18 protein-coding genes and 1 other annotated feature are annotated in these 18,002 nt (G+C 42.1%); of the genes, 17 read left to right on the plus strand and 1 reads right to left on the minus strand.

The window, feature by feature from the left end; genetic code table 11:
• Nucleotides 1–42 precede the first annotated feature (42 nt).
• Nucleotides 43–1,320, minus strand: a complete 1,278-nt coding sequence (locus HLI_RS18410) for a replication-associated recombination protein A (RefSeq protein WP_128526363.1) — start codon at nt 1,318–1,320, stop codon at nt 43–45.
• A gap of 118 nt (nt 1,321–1,438) precedes the next feature.
• Here HLI_RS18410 and HLI_RS18415 point away from each other — a divergent pair, with 118 nt between their 5' ends.
• From HLI_RS18415 to greA, 17 genes are all read left to right on the plus strand, one after another.
• On the plus strand, nt 1,439–2,122 hold the full coding sequence (locus HLI_RS18415; RefSeq protein WP_128526364.1) for a YczE/YyaS/YitT family protein: 684 nt from the start codon (nt 1,439–1,441) through the stop codon (nt 2,120–2,122).
• On the plus strand, nt 2,076–2,495 hold the full coding sequence (gene cymR / locus HLI_RS18420) for a cysteine metabolism transcriptional regulator CymR (protein ID WP_128526365.1): 420 nt from the start codon (nt 2,076–2,078) through the stop codon (nt 2,493–2,495). The genes HLI_RS18415 and cymR overlap by 47 nt, the downstream gene beginning before the upstream one ends.
• An 18-nt stretch (nt 2,496–2,513) precedes the next feature.
• A complete protein-coding gene (locus HLI_RS18425; protein ID WP_128526366.1) occupies nt 2,514–3,656 on the plus strand; it encodes a cysteine desulfurase family protein in 1,143 nt (380 codons plus the stop codon).
• 15 nt (nt 3,657–3,671) lie between these two features.
• The gene (gene mnmA, locus HLI_RS18430; protein ID WP_128526367.1) at nt 3,672–4,784 is read left to right on the plus strand and encodes a tRNA 2-thiouridine(34) synthase MnmA; all 1,113 of its coding nucleotides are present in this window, start codon (nt 3,672–3,674) and stop codon (nt 4,782–4,784) included.
• Between the two features lie 102 nt (nt 4,785–4,886).
• Nucleotides 4,887–5,546, plus strand: a complete 660-nt coding sequence (locus HLI_RS18435) for a tetratricopeptide repeat protein (RefSeq protein ID WP_128526368.1) — start codon at nt 4,887–4,889, stop codon at nt 5,544–5,546.
• Between the two features lie 20 nt (nt 5,547–5,566).
• Nucleotides 5,567–7,891 (plus strand): SF1B family DNA helicase RecD2, encoded by a 2,325-nt coding sequence (gene recD2 / locus HLI_RS18440; RefSeq protein ID WP_128526369.1) that lies wholly within the window; start codon nt 5,567–5,569, stop codon nt 7,889–7,891.
• A gap of 12 nt (nt 7,892–7,903) precedes the next feature.
• On the plus strand, nt 7,904–8,716 hold the full coding sequence (locus HLI_RS18445; RefSeq protein ID WP_128526370.1) for a TIM barrel protein: 813 nt from the start codon (nt 7,904–7,906) through the stop codon (nt 8,714–8,716).
• 55 nt (nt 8,717–8,771) lie between these two features.
• Nucleotides 8,772–8,948, plus strand: coding sequence for a hypothetical protein (locus tag HLI_RS21800; RefSeq protein WP_164908601.1), 177 nt, complete (start codon nt 8,772–8,774; stop codon nt 8,946–8,948).
• A gap of 6 nt (nt 8,949–8,954) precedes the next feature.
• A complete protein-coding gene (locus HLI_RS18450) occupies nt 8,955–10,022 on the plus strand; it encodes an AI-2E family transporter (protein WP_128526371.1) in 1,068 nt (355 codons plus the stop codon).
• A gap of 45 nt (nt 10,023–10,067) precedes the next feature.
• Nucleotides 10,068–10,282, plus strand: a binding site (T-box leader).
• Between the two features lie 309 nt (nt 10,283–10,591).
• Nucleotides 10,592–13,228, plus strand: a complete 2,637-nt coding sequence (alaS, locus tag HLI_RS18455; protein WP_128526372.1) for an alanine--tRNA ligase — start codon at nt 10,592–10,594, stop codon at nt 13,226–13,228.
• A gap of 63 nt (nt 13,229–13,291) precedes the next feature.
• Nucleotides 13,292–13,564 carry an IreB family regulatory phosphoprotein gene (locus HLI_RS18460; RefSeq protein ID WP_128526373.1) on the plus strand — a complete coding sequence of 91 codons (273 nt, stop codon included), beginning with the start codon at nt 13,292–13,294 and terminating at the stop codon, nt 13,562–13,564.
• Nucleotides 13,561–13,977 (plus strand): Holliday junction resolvase RuvX, encoded by a 417-nt coding sequence (gene ruvX, locus HLI_RS18465; RefSeq protein ID WP_128526374.1) that lies wholly within the window; start codon nt 13,561–13,563, stop codon nt 13,975–13,977. Before HLI_RS18460 ends, ruvX begins: the two co-directional genes overlap by 4 nt.
• Before the next feature lie 14 nt (nt 13,978–13,991).
• Nucleotides 13,992–14,276: a DUF1292 domain-containing protein gene (locus HLI_RS18470; RefSeq protein WP_128526375.1), complete on the plus strand. Its 285-nt coding sequence runs from the start codon at nt 13,992–13,994 to the stop codon at nt 14,274–14,276.
• Between the two features lie 247 nt (nt 14,277–14,523).
• Complete coding sequence (gene mltG, locus HLI_RS18475; protein ID WP_206659624.1) at nt 14,524–15,651, plus strand: endolytic transglycosylase MltG; 1,128 nt, start codon at nt 14,524–14,526, stop codon at nt 15,649–15,651.
• Nucleotides 15,652–15,762: 111 nt separating this feature from the next.
• The gene (locus HLI_RS18480; protein WP_128526377.1) at nt 15,763–16,404 is read left to right on the plus strand and encodes an O-methyltransferase; all 642 of its coding nucleotides are present in this window, start codon (nt 15,763–15,765) and stop codon (nt 16,402–16,404) included.
• Nucleotides 16,405–16,451: 47 nt separating this feature from the next.
• Nucleotides 16,452–17,105: a uridine kinase gene (gene udk, locus HLI_RS18485; protein WP_128526378.1), complete on the plus strand. Its 654-nt coding sequence runs from the start codon at nt 16,452–16,454 to the stop codon at nt 17,103–17,105.
• A gap of 160 nt (nt 17,106–17,265) precedes the next feature.
• Entirely contained in the window at nt 17,266–17,742 is a 477-nt protein-coding gene (greA, locus tag HLI_RS18490) for a transcription elongation factor GreA (RefSeq protein WP_128526379.1), read from the plus strand.
• The last annotated feature ends 260 nt before the right edge of the window (nt 17,743–18,002 follow it).

Raw genomic sequence — 18,002 nt, forward strand, 5'->3', positions numbered from 1 at the left:
CAGATTTAGTAGTAGTGTAGCCAAGTAGGCATTGAAATATACTCAAGTAGATTTTTGTTTTTTGATTTTACTATGAACCTGTTCTAACGCTTGTTCAAATTTACCTGTTCGTTTTGGCTCGTAATACTGTCGGTTCTTTATACTGGACGGGAGATATTGCTGATCCACCCAACTATTATAATAATTATGAGGGTATTTATATTCTAGTCCACGGCCAAGCGTTTCTGCTCCTTTATAATGAGAGTCTTTTAGGTGGGCAGGAACTTCACCGCTCTTTCCATTTCTTATATCAGATAATGCTGCATCCAGTGCTTTATAGGCACTGTTTGACTTTGGAGACAGTGCAAGTTCGCTCACAGCCACGGACAAGGGAATACGAGCTTCAGGGAAGCCGATTCTCTCGGCTGCTTCTACTGCTGCCAAAGCTCTTGGTCCTGCTTGGGGGTTAGCTAGGCCGATGTCTTCATATGCAATTACTACTAATCTCCTTGCAATACTGTCGAGATCCCCAGCTTCAATCAGTCTCCCCAAATAGTGTAGAGAAGCATCTACATCGCTTCCGCGGATGGATTTTTGAAATGCTGACAAGACATCGTAATGTGCATCTCCATCTTTATCATGGGAGAAGCTCTTCTTTTGCATACATTCTTCAGCAACTTCTAATGTGATGTAAACAAGTCCATTCTTATTTTCGGGTGTAGAATAAGCGGCAAGTTCTACCCCATTTAAAGCAGCGCGTAAATCCCCATTTGCGGATTGAGCGAAATGTTCAAAAGCATCTTCGGTCATTTCAATCTCTATATTTCCGAGGCCATTTGTTTTATTTCGTAAAGCCCGTTGTAAAGCTTCTCGAATCTCCTCTTGGGTCAGGCGGTAAAGTTCGAACAAGTGGCAACGGCTGCGAATCGCAGGGTTAATGGAATGGTAAGGATTGCTTGTGGTGCAGCCAATCAATGTCAAGCGGTTGCTTTCCAGGTGTGGGAGGAGAAAATCTTGTTTCGCTTTATCCAGACGATGAACCTCATCAAGAATCAAAACAAGCTGTCCATGCATTTTCGCTTCCTCTACAGCTATTTCCATATCTTTCTTTTTATCAGTCACAGCGTTCAGTGTTTTGTGAGGAATCTGCAGACTTTTTGCCAGGGCAGTTGCCATCGATGTTTTGCCTGTTCCAGGAGGGCCGAAAAGAATCATCGAAGCTAATCTTTCCGCTTTGATCATACGATGGATCGTCTTTCCTTCAGCTACCAAATGGGATTGACCGATTATTTCATCTATATTGGATGGACGCATACGAAATGCGAGTGGTTGTTGGTTCATTGTTCAGTCTCCTTTAGAACGTTATGAATGTAAGCGTAGAATGATTTATGTGAAAATGCAAGAGACTTGCCATTCATGCTATAATAGCGTTTGGTATAATAGAGAGAGGAGGATGTCTATGCGCTTAAATAGTAGGAAAAAGCGTGAAGTTATGCTTCGCTGGAGCTTTTTCTGTATTGGCTTAGTCATCCTTGGACTTGGGATTTCCATGACGATGCAAGTGAAAGAATTCGGAATTGGACCATGGGATGTTTTTCACTATGGATTGTTTTTGAAGTTTGGTTTGACTGTTGGCTCATGGGCTATCATCGCTGGGCTTGTGATTGTTCTAGTGAGTGCAATTATACAAAAAAGGATTCCGCAGAGCGGGACAATATTGAATATGGTTTTTATTGGTGTGTTCATTGATTTTTTTAATTGGATTCTACCAGAACCAGAGACCTTTGTTATGCAATCGTTTATTTTTATATCAGGGACATTTGTAATTGCACTTGGAATCGGCATTTATGTAGCACCTGATATCGGTGCAGGACCTCGGGATAGTTTAATGTTATTAATAACGGATGCTACCGGGTGGAAGGTGTCCACAGTAAGGAATGGAATAGAGATTCTTGTAGCTGTCCTGGGGTTCTCCCTTGGGGGGCCTGTAGGGATAGGTACCGTCTTCATCGCCTTGTTTCTAGGCACACTTGTCGGGTACACGCTTCCCCTGGCTAAAAATAGTCTACAGTTTCTAATAATGAAAGGTGAAATGTATGAAAATATCTACCAAAGGCCGTTACGGGCTGACCATCATGATTGAGTTAGCAAGGAAATTTGGCGATGGCCCGATTTCTTTAAAACAGATTGCACGTGATAATGAATTGTCCGAACATTATTTGGAGCAGTTAATCGCTCCCTTAAGAAATGCCAGTTTAGTCAAAAGTGTCCGTGGTGCATACGGCGGCTATATGCTTACCAAAGCACCCCATGAAATTACTGCAGGTGATGTCATCCGTGTATTAGAAGGACCGATCACTCCTGTCGAAGGAATAGAAAACGAAGAACCAGCCAAACAGGCATTATGGAAAAGGGTACGGGACGCAGTGAAAGATGTATTGGATACAACTACACTGGAAGACTTGAAAGACCATGTTGACGATCAAACACAAGATGAGTATATGTTCTATATCTGAAAAATCGGAGGTGAAAAAATGAAATCCATCTATTTGGATCATGCCGCTACTTCACCTGTCCACCCTAAAGTAGTGGAAGCAATGGTCCCTGTTTTGGAGGAGGTATACGGAAACCCTTCAAGTGTCCATCAATTCGGGAGAAAAGCAAGACGTATTTTAGATGAGGCACGTCGTCGAATCGGTCAGAGTCTGCGGGCGAATGAAAAAGAGATTGTGTTCACAAGTGGGGGAACAGAAGCGGATAATTTAGCTGTTATCGGCACAGCCCGTGCGAACGAACACAATGGAAAGCATATCATTACCACCTCCATAGAGCATCATGCTACATTACATGCAGTCGAATATTTAGAGTCACAAGGATTTGAAGTGACCTACCTCTCTGTGGATGAAGAAGGCATGGTGAAAGCAGAAGATGTGGAAGCGGAGTTGAGGGAAGATACAATCCTTGTTTCCATTATGATGGTAAATAACGAGACAGGTGCGATACAGCCTGTGGAGTCTATTGCTGCATTGCTTAAAGGCCATCAAGCCTATTTTCATTCGGATATCGTCCAAGCCTATGGATTGATGGAGATTGACGTCACGCGAACAGGTATCGACCTTATGGCTGTTTCAGGGCATAAAGTCAATGGACCTAAGGGAATCGGTTTTCTATATGTCCGAGATGGCACAGTGATGGAGTCACTTCAGTATGGTGGGGAACAGGAAAGAAAACGGCGGGCAGGTACAGAGAACATTCCAGCTGTGAAAGGAATGCAGGTGGCCGTTGAAGTTATGGAAGAACAGCGTTCCGATTATAAAGAAAAATACCTTCAATATAAACGGCTGTTTTTACAAACACTCCAGGATGAAGCTGTGGAATTCGGAGTGAATGGTTCAGAAAAGAACACAATCGAATCCATCGTTAATATCAGTTTTCCAGGTATGAATGTTGAAACATTACTGACAAACTTTGATTTGTCCGGCATCGCCGCCTCCAGTGGGAGTGCCTGTACGGCAGGGTCTGTGGAGCCTTCCCATGTATTGACGGAAATGTTCGGCTCCGACCACCCCAGGACCACAAATTCAATACGTTTCAGTTTCGGACTGGCGAATAATGAAGAAGATGTGATCGAGGGAGCAAAAAAGGTCAGTCAGATCATCAAACGATTGACTGCATAAAGGAAGGTGAAATAAATGAAAGAACGAAAAGATACACGAGTAGTGGTAGGAATGAGCGGAGGCGTTGATTCATCCGTCTCAGCCCTTTTACTCAAAGAGCAAGGCTATGATGTAGTCGGCATTTTCATGAAAAACTGGGATGATACAGATGAAAATGGCGTTTGTACCGCTACGGAAGATTACGAAGACGTGATTCGTGTCTGTAACCAGTTAGACATTCCTTATTACGCGGTGAACTTCGAGAAGCAATATTGGGATAAGGTGTTTACGTATTTCCTTGATGAATATAAAAAAGGAAGAACCCCTAATCCTGATGTCATGTGTAATAAAGAAATCAAGTTCAAAGCTTTCATGGATCACGCAATGTCACTAGGAGCAGATTATTTAGCGACTGGTCATTATGCTCAAGTACGGGAAAATGAAGGCACATATGAAATGCTGCGAGGGGTCGATCATAATAAAGATCAAACCTATTTCTTGAACCAGCTTTCTCAGGATGTTTTGGCAAAAGTGATGTTTCCGTTAGGACACCTGGAGAAAAAACAAGTGCGTCAGCTTGCCGAAGAACACGGTTTAGCAACCGCCACGAAGAAAGACTCAACAGGAATCTGCTTTATCGGTGAGCGCAATTTCAAGGAATTCTTAAGTGAGTACCTGCCTGCGCAGCCAGGAAATATGGAGACGTTGGATGGAGAGGTTAAAGGGAAGCATGATGGTTTGATGTACTACACTCTCGGTCAACGCCAAGGGCTGGGGATAGGCGGTGCAGGAGATCCTTGGTTCGTTGTTGGAAAAAATGTCGAGGACAATGTTTTATACGTCGGCCAAGGCTTTCATCATGATGCGCTCTACTCTGACGGTCTGATCGCTTCCGAAGCGAACTGGACGAAGGGAGAAGCACCGACTGGATCATTTGAATGTACGGCGAAGTTCCGTTACCGTCAGGATGATAGCGGGGTTACCGTCCATCCATTAGAAGATGGGCGATGGGAAGTGCTGTTCCATGATGAGGAACGTGCTATTACTCCAGGCCAGGCTGTAGTTTTCTATGATGGGGAAGTATGCCTTGGTGGTGCGACAATTGATATCGTACTCAAGGAAGATGCTGCAGTCACTTACGTCGGTTGATCATAAAAAGTCATGTCCTTTTAGCCCGGGCATGACTTTTTTAATCTTAATGGTTAACGCTAACAAACCGCGAATTTTAATAGTAATTGGAAGGGGTCCATGATGGATAAATTGAAGCAGGGAATCGAAGAGATGCAAAACCACAATTATGAAGAAGCTGCAAAACTTTTTACAGAGGCGATTGATGAGAACCCGAAAGAGCCGGTAGGGTATATCAATTTCGGGAACTTGCTGACACACATGAATGATTATGAAAGGGCCGTACGCTTTTTCAATCGCGCTATAGAATTGGATGAAAAAGCCGCCACCGCTTACTATGGGTTAGGAAATGTTTTGTATGAGCAGGAAAAATATACAAAAGCCCAAGAACAATTCATGTTTGCGATCCAGAATGGCTTGGATGAAGCAGATGTGCATTTCATGTTAGGAATGACATTCAACCATCAAGAGTACGTCAAACTAGCTCTTCCCTATCTTTTACGTGCGGCAGAACTTGCACCTGAGGATATAGATATTCAATTTCAATATGGTCTTTGTCTCGCCCAAAATGGGCAAATCAACGAAACTGAAAAGGTGATGAAGCATGTGCTACAATTGGAAGAACAGCACAGTGATGCCCACTACAACCTGGGAGTCGTAGCACTACATCAAGAAGAAGCGAAGAAAGCCTTGGACCATTTCACGAAAGCTTTGGAAATCCAGCCTGATCATATGTTGGCTGCTCATGCGAAAGGTCAAGTTGAACAAGCCTTAAATGAGTAGAATGAAGGAGAACGATGGACATGACTCAACAATCACTCTTTGATGAATCGAATGAAGAACGTCCTTATGTTAAAGGGGAATTGGGGCGGATGATTTTTCACAATGAATCCGAGCATTTTTCTATTGCCACTATTAACGTCAAGGAGACAAATGAAGCGTTTGAAGAGAAAAGCCTTGTGGTCAAAGGTCATTTTTCTCCTCTGGAAGAAGGCGAAACCTATATCTTTTATGGAGAGTTCAAAAACCATAAAAAATTCGGTTTGCAATATGAAGTAGTCATGTATAATCGTGTTCTTCCTGAAACTAAAGATGGAATAGTCTTGTATTTATCGAGTGATCTTTTTCATGGAATCGGTAAGAAGACAGCCGAACGTATCGTAGATGAGCTTGGTGAACAGGCGATTTCGCTTATTTTAGAAAATAGGGACGTGTTGGATACAGTACCTAAGCTGGCGAAGGAGAAGGCGGATCATCTTTATCAATCCTTGAAAGAACATCAAGGCTTTGAGCATGTGATGATACACCTGTCTCAGTATGGATTCGGTTTAAAACTGGCTCAAAAAATATATCAGGCTTTCCAGGATCAAACGATGAATATTATTGAAGAAGACCCTTATCAGCTTGTCTTTCATGTGGAAGGTTTCGGTTTCCACCGGGCAGACGAAATGGCAAGGATGCAAAACCTTTCCCATGACCATCCTACAAGAATCAGAGCGGCATGTCTTTACATTATGCAAAAAAGTATGAGTTCAGGACATGTATATTTGCCGACTGAAGAATGTCTTGTCCAGGTTGAGCAGCTGTTGAATCAGGGGTTGGATCCAACCATTTCATTTGACCAGCTTTCAGAGCAAGTGATTCATCTGGGCGAAGAGAAATTTATTTACATTGAAGAAGACCGTCTTTATCTTCCCTCTCTTTACTTTGCAGAAAATGGATTTCGCAGCCATATCGAACGGATTATAGAAAATGGAGTCGAAGTAGAGCATACTCAAGCAGATTTGATGAAAATCATCGGACAACTGGAAGAGGAAGAATCGATGAGCTATGGTGAGGACCAATTCAATGCCATTGAAAAGGCTCTCCATTCAAAGCTGATGATATTGACAGGCGGCCCCGGTACAGGAAAGACTACGGTAATAAAAGGAATTATTCAAACGTATGCCGAACTCAATGAAGAATCAATCGACCCAGAAGAGTATGACGGGGAGAAACCTTTTCCCTTTATTTTAGCCGCTCCGACAGGGAGAGCTGCAAAAAGGATGACCGAGTCTACAGGTTTGCCTGCGAGTACAATACACCGCTTGCTCGGCTGGGATGGCCATGATTCTTTTGAACGCAACCAAAACAACCCTTTAGAGGGTAAAGTGTTGATTGTAGATGAATTTTCAATGGTGGATATATGGCTTGCGAATCAACTGTTTCGAGCCATTCCATCGGATATGCAAGTCCTGCTCGTAGGTGATGAAGACCAACTGCCTTCAGTAGGACCTGGACAAGTGTTGGCAGATCTCCTGGCATCTGGACAACTTCCGTCGATTAAGCTGACTGAAGTGTATCGACAAAAGGAAGGTTCGAAAATCATCCAGCTTGCCCATGAAATTAAAAATGATGTGTGCTCACCTCAATCTCTTGTTAAAGAACATGATTTCAACTTTATTCCTGCAAAAGAACATCAATTGAGTGAACTAGTCACTAATATAGTAAAAAAAGCAGTCGATAAAGGAATCGATTTGAAGGATTTGCAAGTGTTAGCACCTATGTACCGCACAGAGGTAGGGATTCATAAACTCAATCAACATATCCAACAGACGATCAACCCCAAGAATAAGCAGAAAAGAGACCTGACTTACTATGATGTCACTTATAGAAAAGGTGACAAAGTGATTCAATTGGTCAATCAACCAGAAGATGGAGTATACAACGGAGATATCGGTGAGATTGTTGCGATTTTCCGAGAAGAAGAAAACGTCGATAATGTGGAGCAAGTCGTGATAGATTTTGATGGTAAAGAGGTTGTGTACCCAAAGAAAGATTTAAATAATGTCATGCACGCTTATTGCACTTCCATCCACAAATCTCAAGGTAGTGAATTCTCTATCGTGATTTTACCTGTCGTACGCAGCTACCGTCGCATGCTCAGGAAAAACCTTCTCTATACAGCGATCACACGTTCCAAACAGTCCTTGATTATTTGCGGTGATCGGGAGGCTTTCCTGGATGGGGTCGGTACAACAGATACAAACTCAAGGTATACCAGATTGAAAGAGAAACTCCAGGAAGATTCTTCGCCAGAGGTTGAGGAGGAAGAGGAAGAACAGCTTTCCCCCTATGATTTCATGTAAAGGAGAATAAGAATGCCCCACATATTAGGAATGTCAGGTAGCACAATATTATCCAATCCGGATCAGTTTTCAGAGTTATTTCAAGAAGGGCTCTCACATATTGAGATTGGTGAATTTCCCGATGATCATGCTTTTCAAAACTTCCTCCAACTGAAGAAAAAACATGGGGGAAGTTTCGGGATTCATTCTCCCTTGCTAAGAGGCAATAGTAAATATGATTTAATAGAAGAAGTAGCGATGCCTCCTGAAAAAGCCCGAAAACTCTTTATTGAAGAAGCAGCAGAGCTGGCTCGAGCTGGAGCTGATTATATGCTCGTCCATTTTCCGTATTTCAATAATACAGCCATTGAACCAGGCAAACAGATTGAAGAAGGACTTGAATTTTTACATAATGTGCAAGAAACCTACGGCATCCCTGTAGTGTGTGAACCAAAATTAGGGACCCAGCGCTCGGCCAAAGGTATTCAATACTTACATGAGTTTCCCTCATCCTTGTGGGAAAAGTATGGATTAAGCGTTTGCATTGATATCGGAGATTATCAGATGGCTGTTGGAGAAGAGTGGCGAACTTACATAGAACCGCTTCTTCCATTCACTAAAGTTGTTCACTTACATAATGTCCGCTTGCGAGAAAATGGCTATATTTGGGTTCCGATCCATCCGAAGCTCGAACACACAGAAGGAGCGTTTGAAATGCAGCGATGTCTGGAGTTATTGGGTTCTGGTTCGGATAAATATTTTATTTTTGAGCACACACCTCATACAGAACCATCCAAAAAAGAAGTATCTGAAAGTATCCAATGGGTGCGGGACCTACTAAGCTAATGTATGAGTACAGTTCTCATGGACATACTAATTGGTAAAAAAAGGAGTATGTTTCATGAGGTGCCCGAACTGTAACAATAAAAACCTGGGAAAGATCGGAAATGAACAATACTATTGCTGGAACTGTTGTTTAGAACTGTCCATTGAAGATGGGAAAATGAATATTAATCAAATTGAGGAAGATGGCAGCTTGAGCTCGTTGAATGATATTTTCTACCAACAGGGGTCCTGAATTTAAATGACAGACCGTTCTACAAAATGGTTACGCAGGTTCACCATCTTCTTCATTACATTGCTCTCTCTTCTGCTTCTCGCATGGCTTTTTCCGTATTATGACCATGTTCTGCTTATGATAGGAAGAGTGTTACTGCCATTTCTATTAGCTCTTGTATTATCTCTATTGCTTCATCCGCTTGTGAATGGTTTGGAAGTTCTCGGTTTTAAGAGGATACTTGCTATTCTGTTCATTTTCGTGATTTTCTTTTCGTTGATCAGCCTGGGAATTTACAAGGGATATCCAAAATTATTGGAACAACTTAAACTATTGAATGAACATCTTCCGCAACTCTTCCAGTCCTATCAAGAGTGGACCAAACAGCTCTATGCGCAGACGGAGAGATTGCCTGATGGTATTCATCACCAGCTTGATGATCGCTTTTCTCATTTTGAACAATGGTTGAGCTCGAGAGTGATGGCGATTTTTTCCGGTCTTAATGGAATCTTCAACATGATTGTCTTACTAGCCGTTGTTCCGGTCATGACTTTTTACTTTCTTAAAGATTACAAGAGTATTGGGAAGATGATTCTCAGCATTCTCCCTGCAAGGTGGCATGAGGAATCCAGAAGGCTCGTAAAAGAGTTGAATCAGTCTTTGGGAGGCTATATCCGTGGTCAATTATTGATCAGCCTTTTTGTAGGGGTATTGGCCACGATCGGCTTTTGGATTATAGATTTGCCGTACCCTCTTGTCTTAGGATTGATTGCAGGGATAACCAATATCATCCCTTACTTCGGTCCTTTGTTAGGGGCAGGTCCTGCCTTGATTGTAGCGGTAACCGTATCCATTCAAACCCTTGTTTTCACTTTGCTGATTGTAGTGATCATCCAAGTGATTGAAGGAAATTTCCTATCTCCTTACATCATGGGGAAGAGCATACACATCCACCCGCTGTTTATTATTTTCGCTTTACTGGCAGGAGGAGAGATAGCTGGTATAGCAGGACTGATATTAGCCGTTCCTGTACTCACTTGTCTGAAAGTGATTGTTTCTGAAATCCGTACTGGACGCCTGAATATTGACAGATGAAGAACAGTTATCTATAATAACGCATATCAAAGACTATATGAACGAAGAAACATGATGAAGGAAACGAGTAGGCAATGATTCCATGATCAGAGAAGTATGTTCTTGGCTGAAAAACGTACTGCATGATGATTGCTGAACGCTATTCCGGAGTGCGGTTAACACCCGCCGTAGTTATGCCACGTTACAGGCGATTTGAGATGATAGGCGCCAGACGTCTATAATCAGGGTGGTACCGCGGAACTGAAACTCCCGTCCCTGCCGTTTTACAGGCAGGGACGGGAGTTTTTTCATCGTCTAGGAAATGGATTGTGAATCACTTTTCTAGAGGGTGTCATCCAGCTCCAGCGCCTATCCCCTCGAGGTCTTGGCTCCACACGAGGTGGGGTCGTTCGGCGTTGTAACAGGACGTTGCAATCTTAGCCGAACTTCACTTCCCTCTCTGTGACAAAGAACGTCACGGCGAGTTTCGTCTTAAGCTTGTCGGGGATGAGCAAAGGCACTTGGGTATTTTAAATCTAATCTTCGTTCAGGCCGGTCTATTTGAAGGGAAAATTTAAGGAGGATATGATATGAAAACATTGACATCAGCAGAAGTGCGCCAAATGTTTCTGGATTTTTTCAAAAATAAAGGACATAGTGTTGAACCGAGTGCATCTTTAGTTCCACATGAAGATCCGACATTGCTGTGGATCAACAGTGGTGTGGCAACTTTAAAGAAATATTTCGATGGACGAGTAGTTCCTGAAAATCCCAGGATTGTGAATGCGCAAAAATCCATCCGCACAAATGATATTGAAAACGTAGGGTTCACAGCACGTCACCATACATTTTTCGAAATGCTAGGTAATTTTTCGATTGGGGATTACTTTAAAGAAGAAGCGATGGAATGGGGATGGGAGTTTCTGACAAGCAAAGATTGGATCGGCTTTGACCCGGTCAAACTTTCTGTCACTGTCCACCCTGAAGATGATGAGGCCTACAACATTTGGAAAGATAAAATCGGTGTGGATGAAGAACGCATCATCCGAATTGAAGAAAACTTCTGGGATATCGGCGAAGGGCCAAGTGGACCCAATACGGAAATTTTCTACGATCGGGGAGAAAATTTCGGAAATGATCCGCAAGATCCGGAACTTTATCCTGGAGGGGAAAACGAACGGTATCTCGAGATTTGGAATCTTGTTTTCTCCCAGTTCAACCATAATCCAGATGATACGTACACACCGCTTCCGAAGAAGAATATTGATACAGGGATGGGGCTCGAACGCATCGTCTGTGTCATTCAGGAAACGGAAACGAACTTCGAGACAGACTTGTTCAAACCGATTATCGAAGCAGCTGAGAAAATGACTGATCACAAGTATGGGGGAAGTGTTAAAGGGGATTCCTCTTTCAAAGTAATAGCTGACCATATGAGAACCGTGACATTTGCGGTTAGTGACGGAGCATTGCCTTCGAATGAAGGCCGCGGATATGTATTAAGACGTCTTCTGAGAAGAGCGGTTCGTTTCGCAAAACAAATCGGTATTGATGAACCGTTTATGTATAAGCTTGTTCCTGAAGTTTCCAATATCATGGTCGACTTTTATCCTGAAGTGAAAAAGAAAGAGGCATTCATTCAAAATGTGATCCAAACGGAGGAAGAGCGTTTTCATGAAACATTGAATGACGGCCTGCAAATATTATCCACTATCATGAAGGAAGAATCGAATAAAGGCAGCAATGTATTCCCTGGTACGGAAGTGTTCCGTCTTTATGATACTTATGGTTTCCCGAAAGAACTGACTGAAGAATATATCGGGGAAGCGGGCTTCAAGATTGATGAAGAGGGATTCCGACTAGAAATGGAGAAGCAGCGTGAACGCGCCCGTAATGCTCGTCAGAAATCGGATTCCATGCAGATCCAAGACGGTGTCCTTGGTGATGTGCAAGTGGAAAGCTCCTTCATTGGATATGATCGTCTAAAGATCGAAGCTACAATTGTTGAATTGATTAAAGGGAAAAACTTCAGCGATCATGCAGATGAAGGTGACACGGTTTATTTATTCTTGGATGAGACACCTTTTTATGCGGAAAGCGGCGGCCAAGTGGCTGATCGAGGCTATATCAAGACTGAAGATGCTTCAGTAGAAGTTACAAATGTACAGAAAGCTCCGAATGGCCAGCACATGCATGAAGCTGTGGTAAGACAGGGAACGATAGCTAAAGGAGCAAAGGTCGAAGCGGAAGTGGATCAACATGGGCGTTCTTTCATCGTGAAGAATCATACAGCCACCCACCTATTGCACCAGGCTCTCAAAGATGTCTTAGGAGAACATGTCAATCAAGCAGGGTCGCTTGTTACCCCTGACCGATTGCGCTTTGATTTTTCCCACTTCGGATCGGTGACAAATGAAGAAATGGAAAAAATAGAGTCGATTGTCAATGAAAAGGTGTGGCAGTCGATTCCGGTAGCAGTTGAGTATAATTCCATTGAAGAAGCAAAGGAAAAAGGAGCTATGGCTTTGTTCGGTGAAAAATACGGAGATACAGTCAGGGTCGTCCAGGTAGGAGATTACAGCTTGGAGCTTTGCGGAGGGTGTCACGTTCTGAATACAGCGGAAATCGGACTTTTCAAGATTGTCTCTGAAACTGGTATTGGTGCAGGCACAAGAAGGATTGAAGCTGTGACAGCCAAAGATGCTTACCTTTATATGAATGAAAAAGAACGACTGTTGAAACAGGCAGGGGAATGGCTGAAGACCAAACCTGAACAAGTTCCTGATCGGATCAATGTCCTGCATAAAGAAATGAAGAATTTACAGAAGGAAAATGATTCTTTGAGTGCGAAGATTTCTTATATGGAAGCTTCCAATATTCTTGATGAAGTAGAAGACATCAATGGTGTAAAACTCCTCGCCAAACAAGTGGATGTCAAAGACATGAATGCACTCCGTTCCATGGTTGATGATTTGAAACAAAAAATTGAATCAGGAATCATTCTTTTAGCAGCACCTAACGGAAATAAAGTACAGCTGATTGCAGGAGTATCGAAAGATTTAATAGAAGAAGGATACCATGCGGGTCATTTGATAAAAGAGGCAGCCACCCGGTGCGGGGGCGGCGGAGGCGGTCGTCCTGATATGGCCCAAGCTGGTGGGAAAGATGCTTCTAAGATCCCGGAAGCATTGCAATATGCTAGAGAATATGCCAGCCAAAACGCTTGATTTTTCCTATAGGCGATTTAGGTATATAATAGAGTAAATACTAATGAGTGCGAGGTGACTGTAATGAGCTCAATGGATAAGACGATGAGGTTCAATTTTTCTGAGGAACCATTTGATCAAGATGTTCAATCTGTACTGCTTTCTGTGCACGCCGCCCTACAAGAGAAAGGGTACAACCCGATTAACCAGATCGTCGGGTATTTACTATCGGGCGACCCTGCTTACATTCCTCGTCATCAAGATGCAAGGAATTTGATCCGTAAAATTGAACGAGATGAATTAATTGAGGAATTGGTAAAATTTTATATTAAAGAGAATAAAGAGGGCATTGAATGAAGAAGATAGGATTGGATGTGGGCGAAAAAACCATCGGCATTGCCATATCAGATGCTTTTGGCTGGACTGCCCAGGGTCTCAAGACTTTGAGGTGGGATGAGCGGAATTATGAAACAGCGAAAGAACCGCTCAGAGAGGTCATCCGTGATCATGAGGTGACTGAAGCCGTTGTCGGTTTTCCGAAGAATATGAACGGAACCGTCGGCCCTCGTGGAGAAGCCAGCCAGGATTTCGCCGCATGGATTGAAGAAGAGTTTCATCTCCAAACACACTTGTGGGATGAGAGACTTACGACGATGGCTGCTGAAAGAGTCTTACTAGATGCAGATGTCAGTCGTAAAAAAAGAAAAAAAGTAATTGATAAAATGGCAGCGGTTATGATTCTGCAAAGCTATTTGGATTCGAAACAATAAGGAGGATGTCTGACATGGCATTAGAAAAAGAAGAACGTATTATTATCCCTGATGAAAATGGGGAAGAGCACTTATTTGAAGTATTGTTCACTTTTGACGTTGAACAAACTGGACATTCTTACATCGCAGTAATTCCAGCAGAGCAGAAAGAAGGGGAAGAGGTCGAAGTTTTCGCTTTCCGTTATGAAGAGAAAGGAAACGAAGAAGACGATTTAGCCCTATTTCAAATCGAATCAGACGAAGAATGGGAAATGGTAGAAGAAATGCTGAATACTTTGACAGATGAAGATTTAACATAATATTGAAAACCTGCAGCTATTTGCTGCAGGTTTTTTTACTGTCTGTGAAAAATTCAGCCACTGGATTTTTCATGCTCTACTGCACGGTCTCAACTTGACAGGGGGAAGAACGCTTGCACTGCTGCTTCTGTCTTTTTGCCATTAAATGCAGGTTTGAAAATGGTGATTCCTGTAGAAAATTACATGAATATGTAGAAAGGTCCATTTATTTTGTAGTATAATGTAGCGGATGAAGGGGGGAAGTCTGTTGTCTAACTCTGATTTTAAAAACCAATATAAAAAAAGATTAAAGACGAGAATAGAAGAGGCGAGTACGGTTCGTAAAATTGTCGCGATTATACTTACTGTCTTAGTTCTTGTACTCGTTATCGGAGGATTATCAGGTTATTTCTATGTGAAATCTGCCTTAGAACCTGTTGATCCAGACAATGAAAAACAAAAAAACGTAGAGATCCCATTAGGTTCTTCCACTTCTCAAATCGCTTCAATCCTTGAGGAGAATGAGATTATAGAAGATGATATGATTTTCCGTTTTTACACGAAGTTCAAAAACGAATCAGGATTTCAGGCTGGTAACTATCAATTCACCTCTTCGATGACTATCGATGAAGTCATCGAAACATTGAAGACAGGGAAATTGGTTAAAGATCCTGTTTTAAGAGTCACCGTTCCTGAAGGTCAAACGCTAAAGCAGATCGCCGAGATTTTTGCTGAAGACCTGCCGTTCACGGCTGAAGAATTCATGGAACGGGTAGACGATGAAGAATATGTGAAACAATTGATGGAACAATATCCAGAATTACTGAAAGAGGATATCCTGGGCGACGAAATCCGTCATCCTCTGGAAGGATACTTATTTGCATCTACTTATGATATCTATGTCGAGGATCCAAGCATCGATCAACTCGTTAAAAAAATGTTGAATCAAACTCAATCCGTCGTCCTTCCTTATAAAAATCAAATAGACGGACTTAAGGGAATTGAAAATGTCCATGACCTGATTACAATGGCATCTCTTTTGGAAAATGAAGCAAGGACTGCAGAGAGCCGTCAAAAAATTTCAGGTGTTTTCCAAAATCGGTTGGAGGAAGAAATGATGTTGCAGACAGATCCAACGGTTGTCTATGCTAAAGGAGAGGGCCATCAAGCGAAAGTCACCTATGATGATTTGGAGGTCGAATCCCCTTATAATACGTATCAAGTGGAAGGTCTTCCAGTCGGACCGATTTCGAACTTCAATAAAAACTCTCTACAAGCTGCAGCTGAGCCGCTTGATCATGAACTGTTATACTTCCTTGCAGACAGTGAAGGCGAAATTCATTATGCAGAAACATTAGAAGAACATAACAAATTGAAAGAAGAACATATAAACTAATGCTTATTTTTTGAAGGAATGTGAAGAACAACTCGCATTCCTTCTTTTTTTTATGTTAAAATAATGGGGTTGTAAAATTGATGTAAATATTATGTGAAGGGATGAACCTTGATGAAGCAAGAAGACTACTTACAATCATTGCTTTCAGAGCCTTCCAAACCTGTAAAAGATATGGAATCTTATGCGAAAGAGCACAGTGTGCCTATCATGGAACCATTGGGGATTGATTTCCTCATGCAGCTCCTCCGGATTCAAAGACCCGATAATATTCTTGAAATCGGTACAGCGATCGGATATTCAGCCCTTCGCATGTTGGAAGCATGTCCAGGGTGCACGATCACCACGATTGAAAGAGATGAAGAAAGATATAAAGATGCATTAGGGAATATTAAGGAATGGAAAGCGGAAGCTCAGATCACAGTGCTTCATGGTGATGCCCTGGAAGTAGTAGACAAAGTGAAATCTCGTGGTCCTTTTGACGTATTATTTATCGATGCTGCGAAAGGAAAGTATGAACAGTTCTTTCATTTATATACACCTCTGCTTACAGAAGATGGAGTCATCATTTCTGATAATGTGCTATTTAAAGGCTATGTAGCCGATGATCAGGCCGCAACTCCACGAATGGCGAAAATCGCCGGTAAAATCAGGGATTTTAATGAGTGGCTGGTTCGTAACCCTCATTATCACACAACTATCATTCCAATCGGAGATGGAGTAGCCATCACGAAGAAGAGACCACAACAGGATTAAGGTTTCATATAGATTCTATCCATATGAATGAAAGGAGCTCCTAGAGCATGAATGACAAACCAGTAGTTATCGGTGTCGCGGGTGGGACTGGATCTGGAAAGACAAGTGTGACACGTTCCATCATCCGGCGCTTCACGGATAAAACTTTATTGATGTTAGAACAGGATTATTATTATAAAGATCAGAGTCACCTTCCTTATGAGGAACGTTTAGAAACGAACTACGACCACCCGCTGGCTTTTGATAATGATCTCCTGATCGATCATTTAGAACAATTGATTGAACAAAAAACAGTAGAAAAACCGGTCTATGACTATAAAATGCATACCCGGTCAAATGAAACCATTCATGTGGAACCGAAAGAGGTCATCATTGTGGAAGGAATTCTCGTATTAGAGGATGAACGTCTCCGAGACCTGATGGATATCAAGGTGTTTGTTGATACGGATGCTGATGTAAGGATCATCCGCAGAATGATGCGTGATATTAACGAGCGAGGTCGTACATTGGACTCGGTCATTGATCAATACATCAATGTCGTTCGGCCCATGCACTTGCAATTCGTAGAACCTACGAAGCGATATTCAGATATCATCATACCTGAAGGTGGACAAAACCACGTAGCCATAGACTTGATGGCGACGAAAATACAAACGGTGCTGTATGAAAAGGGCCAAACAGTAAGCAGAGAAAATAGTTGAAATACTAGCGGAAATCTGGCATAGTTTTCAATAGCAGTTCTAAAATATCATGTCCTCGGGTAAAGTATAGTAAATTGTTAATGAGCGTACAGGCGTACTGCTCATTTCCTATATTAAGGACATCTCATTCTTTCTTGTACTAAAGGAGTGTTTACGGATCATGGCAGAAGAAAAAAGTTATTATATGACTGAAGAAGGTAAACAAAAGCTAGAAGAAGAATTGCATCATTTAAAAACTGAACGACGTAAAGAAGTAGTAGAACGCATAAAAATCGCACGTGGATTCGGGGATCTTTCCGAGAACTCTGAATACGACGCAGCAAAAGATGAACAAGCTTTCGTCGAAGCACGGATCACACAGGTAGAGAACATGATTCGCAATGCTGTTATCATTGAAAATGATAATGAAAATCCTGATACGGTGACATTGGGTAAATCCGTTACGTTCCAAGAGCTTCCCGATGGCGATGAAGAAACCTATAAGATTGTCGGAAGTGCTGAGGCGGATCCATTCGAAGGCAAAATTTCCAATGATTCTCCAATGGCTCAAAGTCTCATTGGCCATGTGGTTGGCGATCAAGTGAAAGTGGCCACACCAGGTGGGGAAATCGACGTAAAAATTGTAACCGTCGATTAAATAATTGTGATGATAAAAAGACAGGGACTCCCTGTCTTTTTTCTTCGCTGCGGGCACTTTTTTCTTTTTGCAATGTAAGTTACATTTCTTATTCTTTCCTGGTGCTGTTTTCAAATTATATGCAAAATAAAAATCGACGTTATTCTTATAGAAGTTAGGTGACGTCCTGGAGATCAGAACCTAACGGATTCCTATGGAAAAGAGTAAGGACCATGGGAGGATTGGTCGATGAACTTTCTTCATGTATAATATATTGCGAG

The sequence above is a fragment of the Halobacillus litoralis genome (genome assembly GCF_004101865.1).
GTDB classification, from domain to species: domain Bacteria; phylum Bacillota; class Bacilli; order Bacillales; family Halobacillaceae; genus Halobacillus; species Halobacillus litoralis_A.

Excerpts from the sequence above, each read along its gene's own strand:
- HLI_RS18410 (WP_128526363.1), bottom strand. The coding sequence starts at position 1,320 with ATGAACCAACAACCACTCGCATTTCGTATGCGTCCATCCAATATAGAT.
- HLI_RS18415 (WP_128526364.1), top strand. The coding sequence starts at position 1,439 with ATGCGCTTAAATAGTAGGAAAAAGCGTGAAGTTATGCTTCGCTGGAGC.
- cymR (WP_128526365.1), top strand. The coding sequence starts at position 2,076 with ATGAAAATATCTACCAAAGGCCGTTACGGGCTGACCATCATGATTGAG.
- HLI_RS18425 (WP_128526366.1), top strand. The coding sequence starts at position 2,514 with ATGAAATCCATCTATTTGGATCATGCCGCTACTTCACCTGTCCACCCT.
- mnmA (WP_128526367.1), top strand. The coding sequence starts at position 3,672 with ATGAAAGAACGAAAAGATACACGAGTAGTGGTAGGAATGAGCGGAGGC.
- HLI_RS18435 (WP_128526368.1), top strand. The coding sequence starts at position 4,887 with ATGGATAAATTGAAGCAGGGAATCGAAGAGATGCAAAACCACAATTAT.
- recD2 (WP_128526369.1), top strand. The coding sequence starts at position 5,567 with ATGACTCAACAATCACTCTTTGATGAATCGAATGAAGAACGTCCTTAT.
- HLI_RS18445 (WP_128526370.1), top strand. The coding sequence starts at position 7,904 with ATGCCCCACATATTAGGAATGTCAGGTAGCACAATATTATCCAATCCG.
- HLI_RS21800 (WP_164908601.1), top strand. The coding sequence starts at position 8,772 with ATGAGGTGCCCGAACTGTAACAATAAAAACCTGGGAAAGATCGGAAAT.
- HLI_RS18450 (WP_128526371.1), top strand. The coding sequence starts at position 8,955 with ATGACAGACCGTTCTACAAAATGGTTACGCAGGTTCACCATCTTCTTC.
- alaS (WP_128526372.1), top strand. The coding sequence starts at position 10,592 with ATGAAAACATTGACATCAGCAGAAGTGCGCCAAATGTTTCTGGATTTT.
- HLI_RS18460 (WP_128526373.1), top strand. The coding sequence starts at position 13,292 with ATGAGCTCAATGGATAAGACGATGAGGTTCAATTTTTCTGAGGAACCA.
- ruvX (WP_128526374.1), top strand. The coding sequence starts at position 13,561 with ATGAAGAAGATAGGATTGGATGTGGGCGAAAAAACCATCGGCATTGCC.
- HLI_RS18470 (WP_128526375.1), top strand. The coding sequence starts at position 13,992 with ATGGCATTAGAAAAAGAAGAACGTATTATTATCCCTGATGAAAATGGG.
- HLI_RS18480 (WP_128526377.1), top strand. The coding sequence starts at position 15,763 with ATGAAGCAAGAAGACTACTTACAATCATTGCTTTCAGAGCCTTCCAAA.
- udk (WP_128526378.1), top strand. The coding sequence starts at position 16,452 with ATGAATGACAAACCAGTAGTTATCGGTGTCGCGGGTGGGACTGGATCT.
- greA (WP_128526379.1), top strand. The coding sequence starts at position 17,266 with ATGGCAGAAGAAAAAAGTTATTATATGACTGAAGAAGGTAAACAAAAG.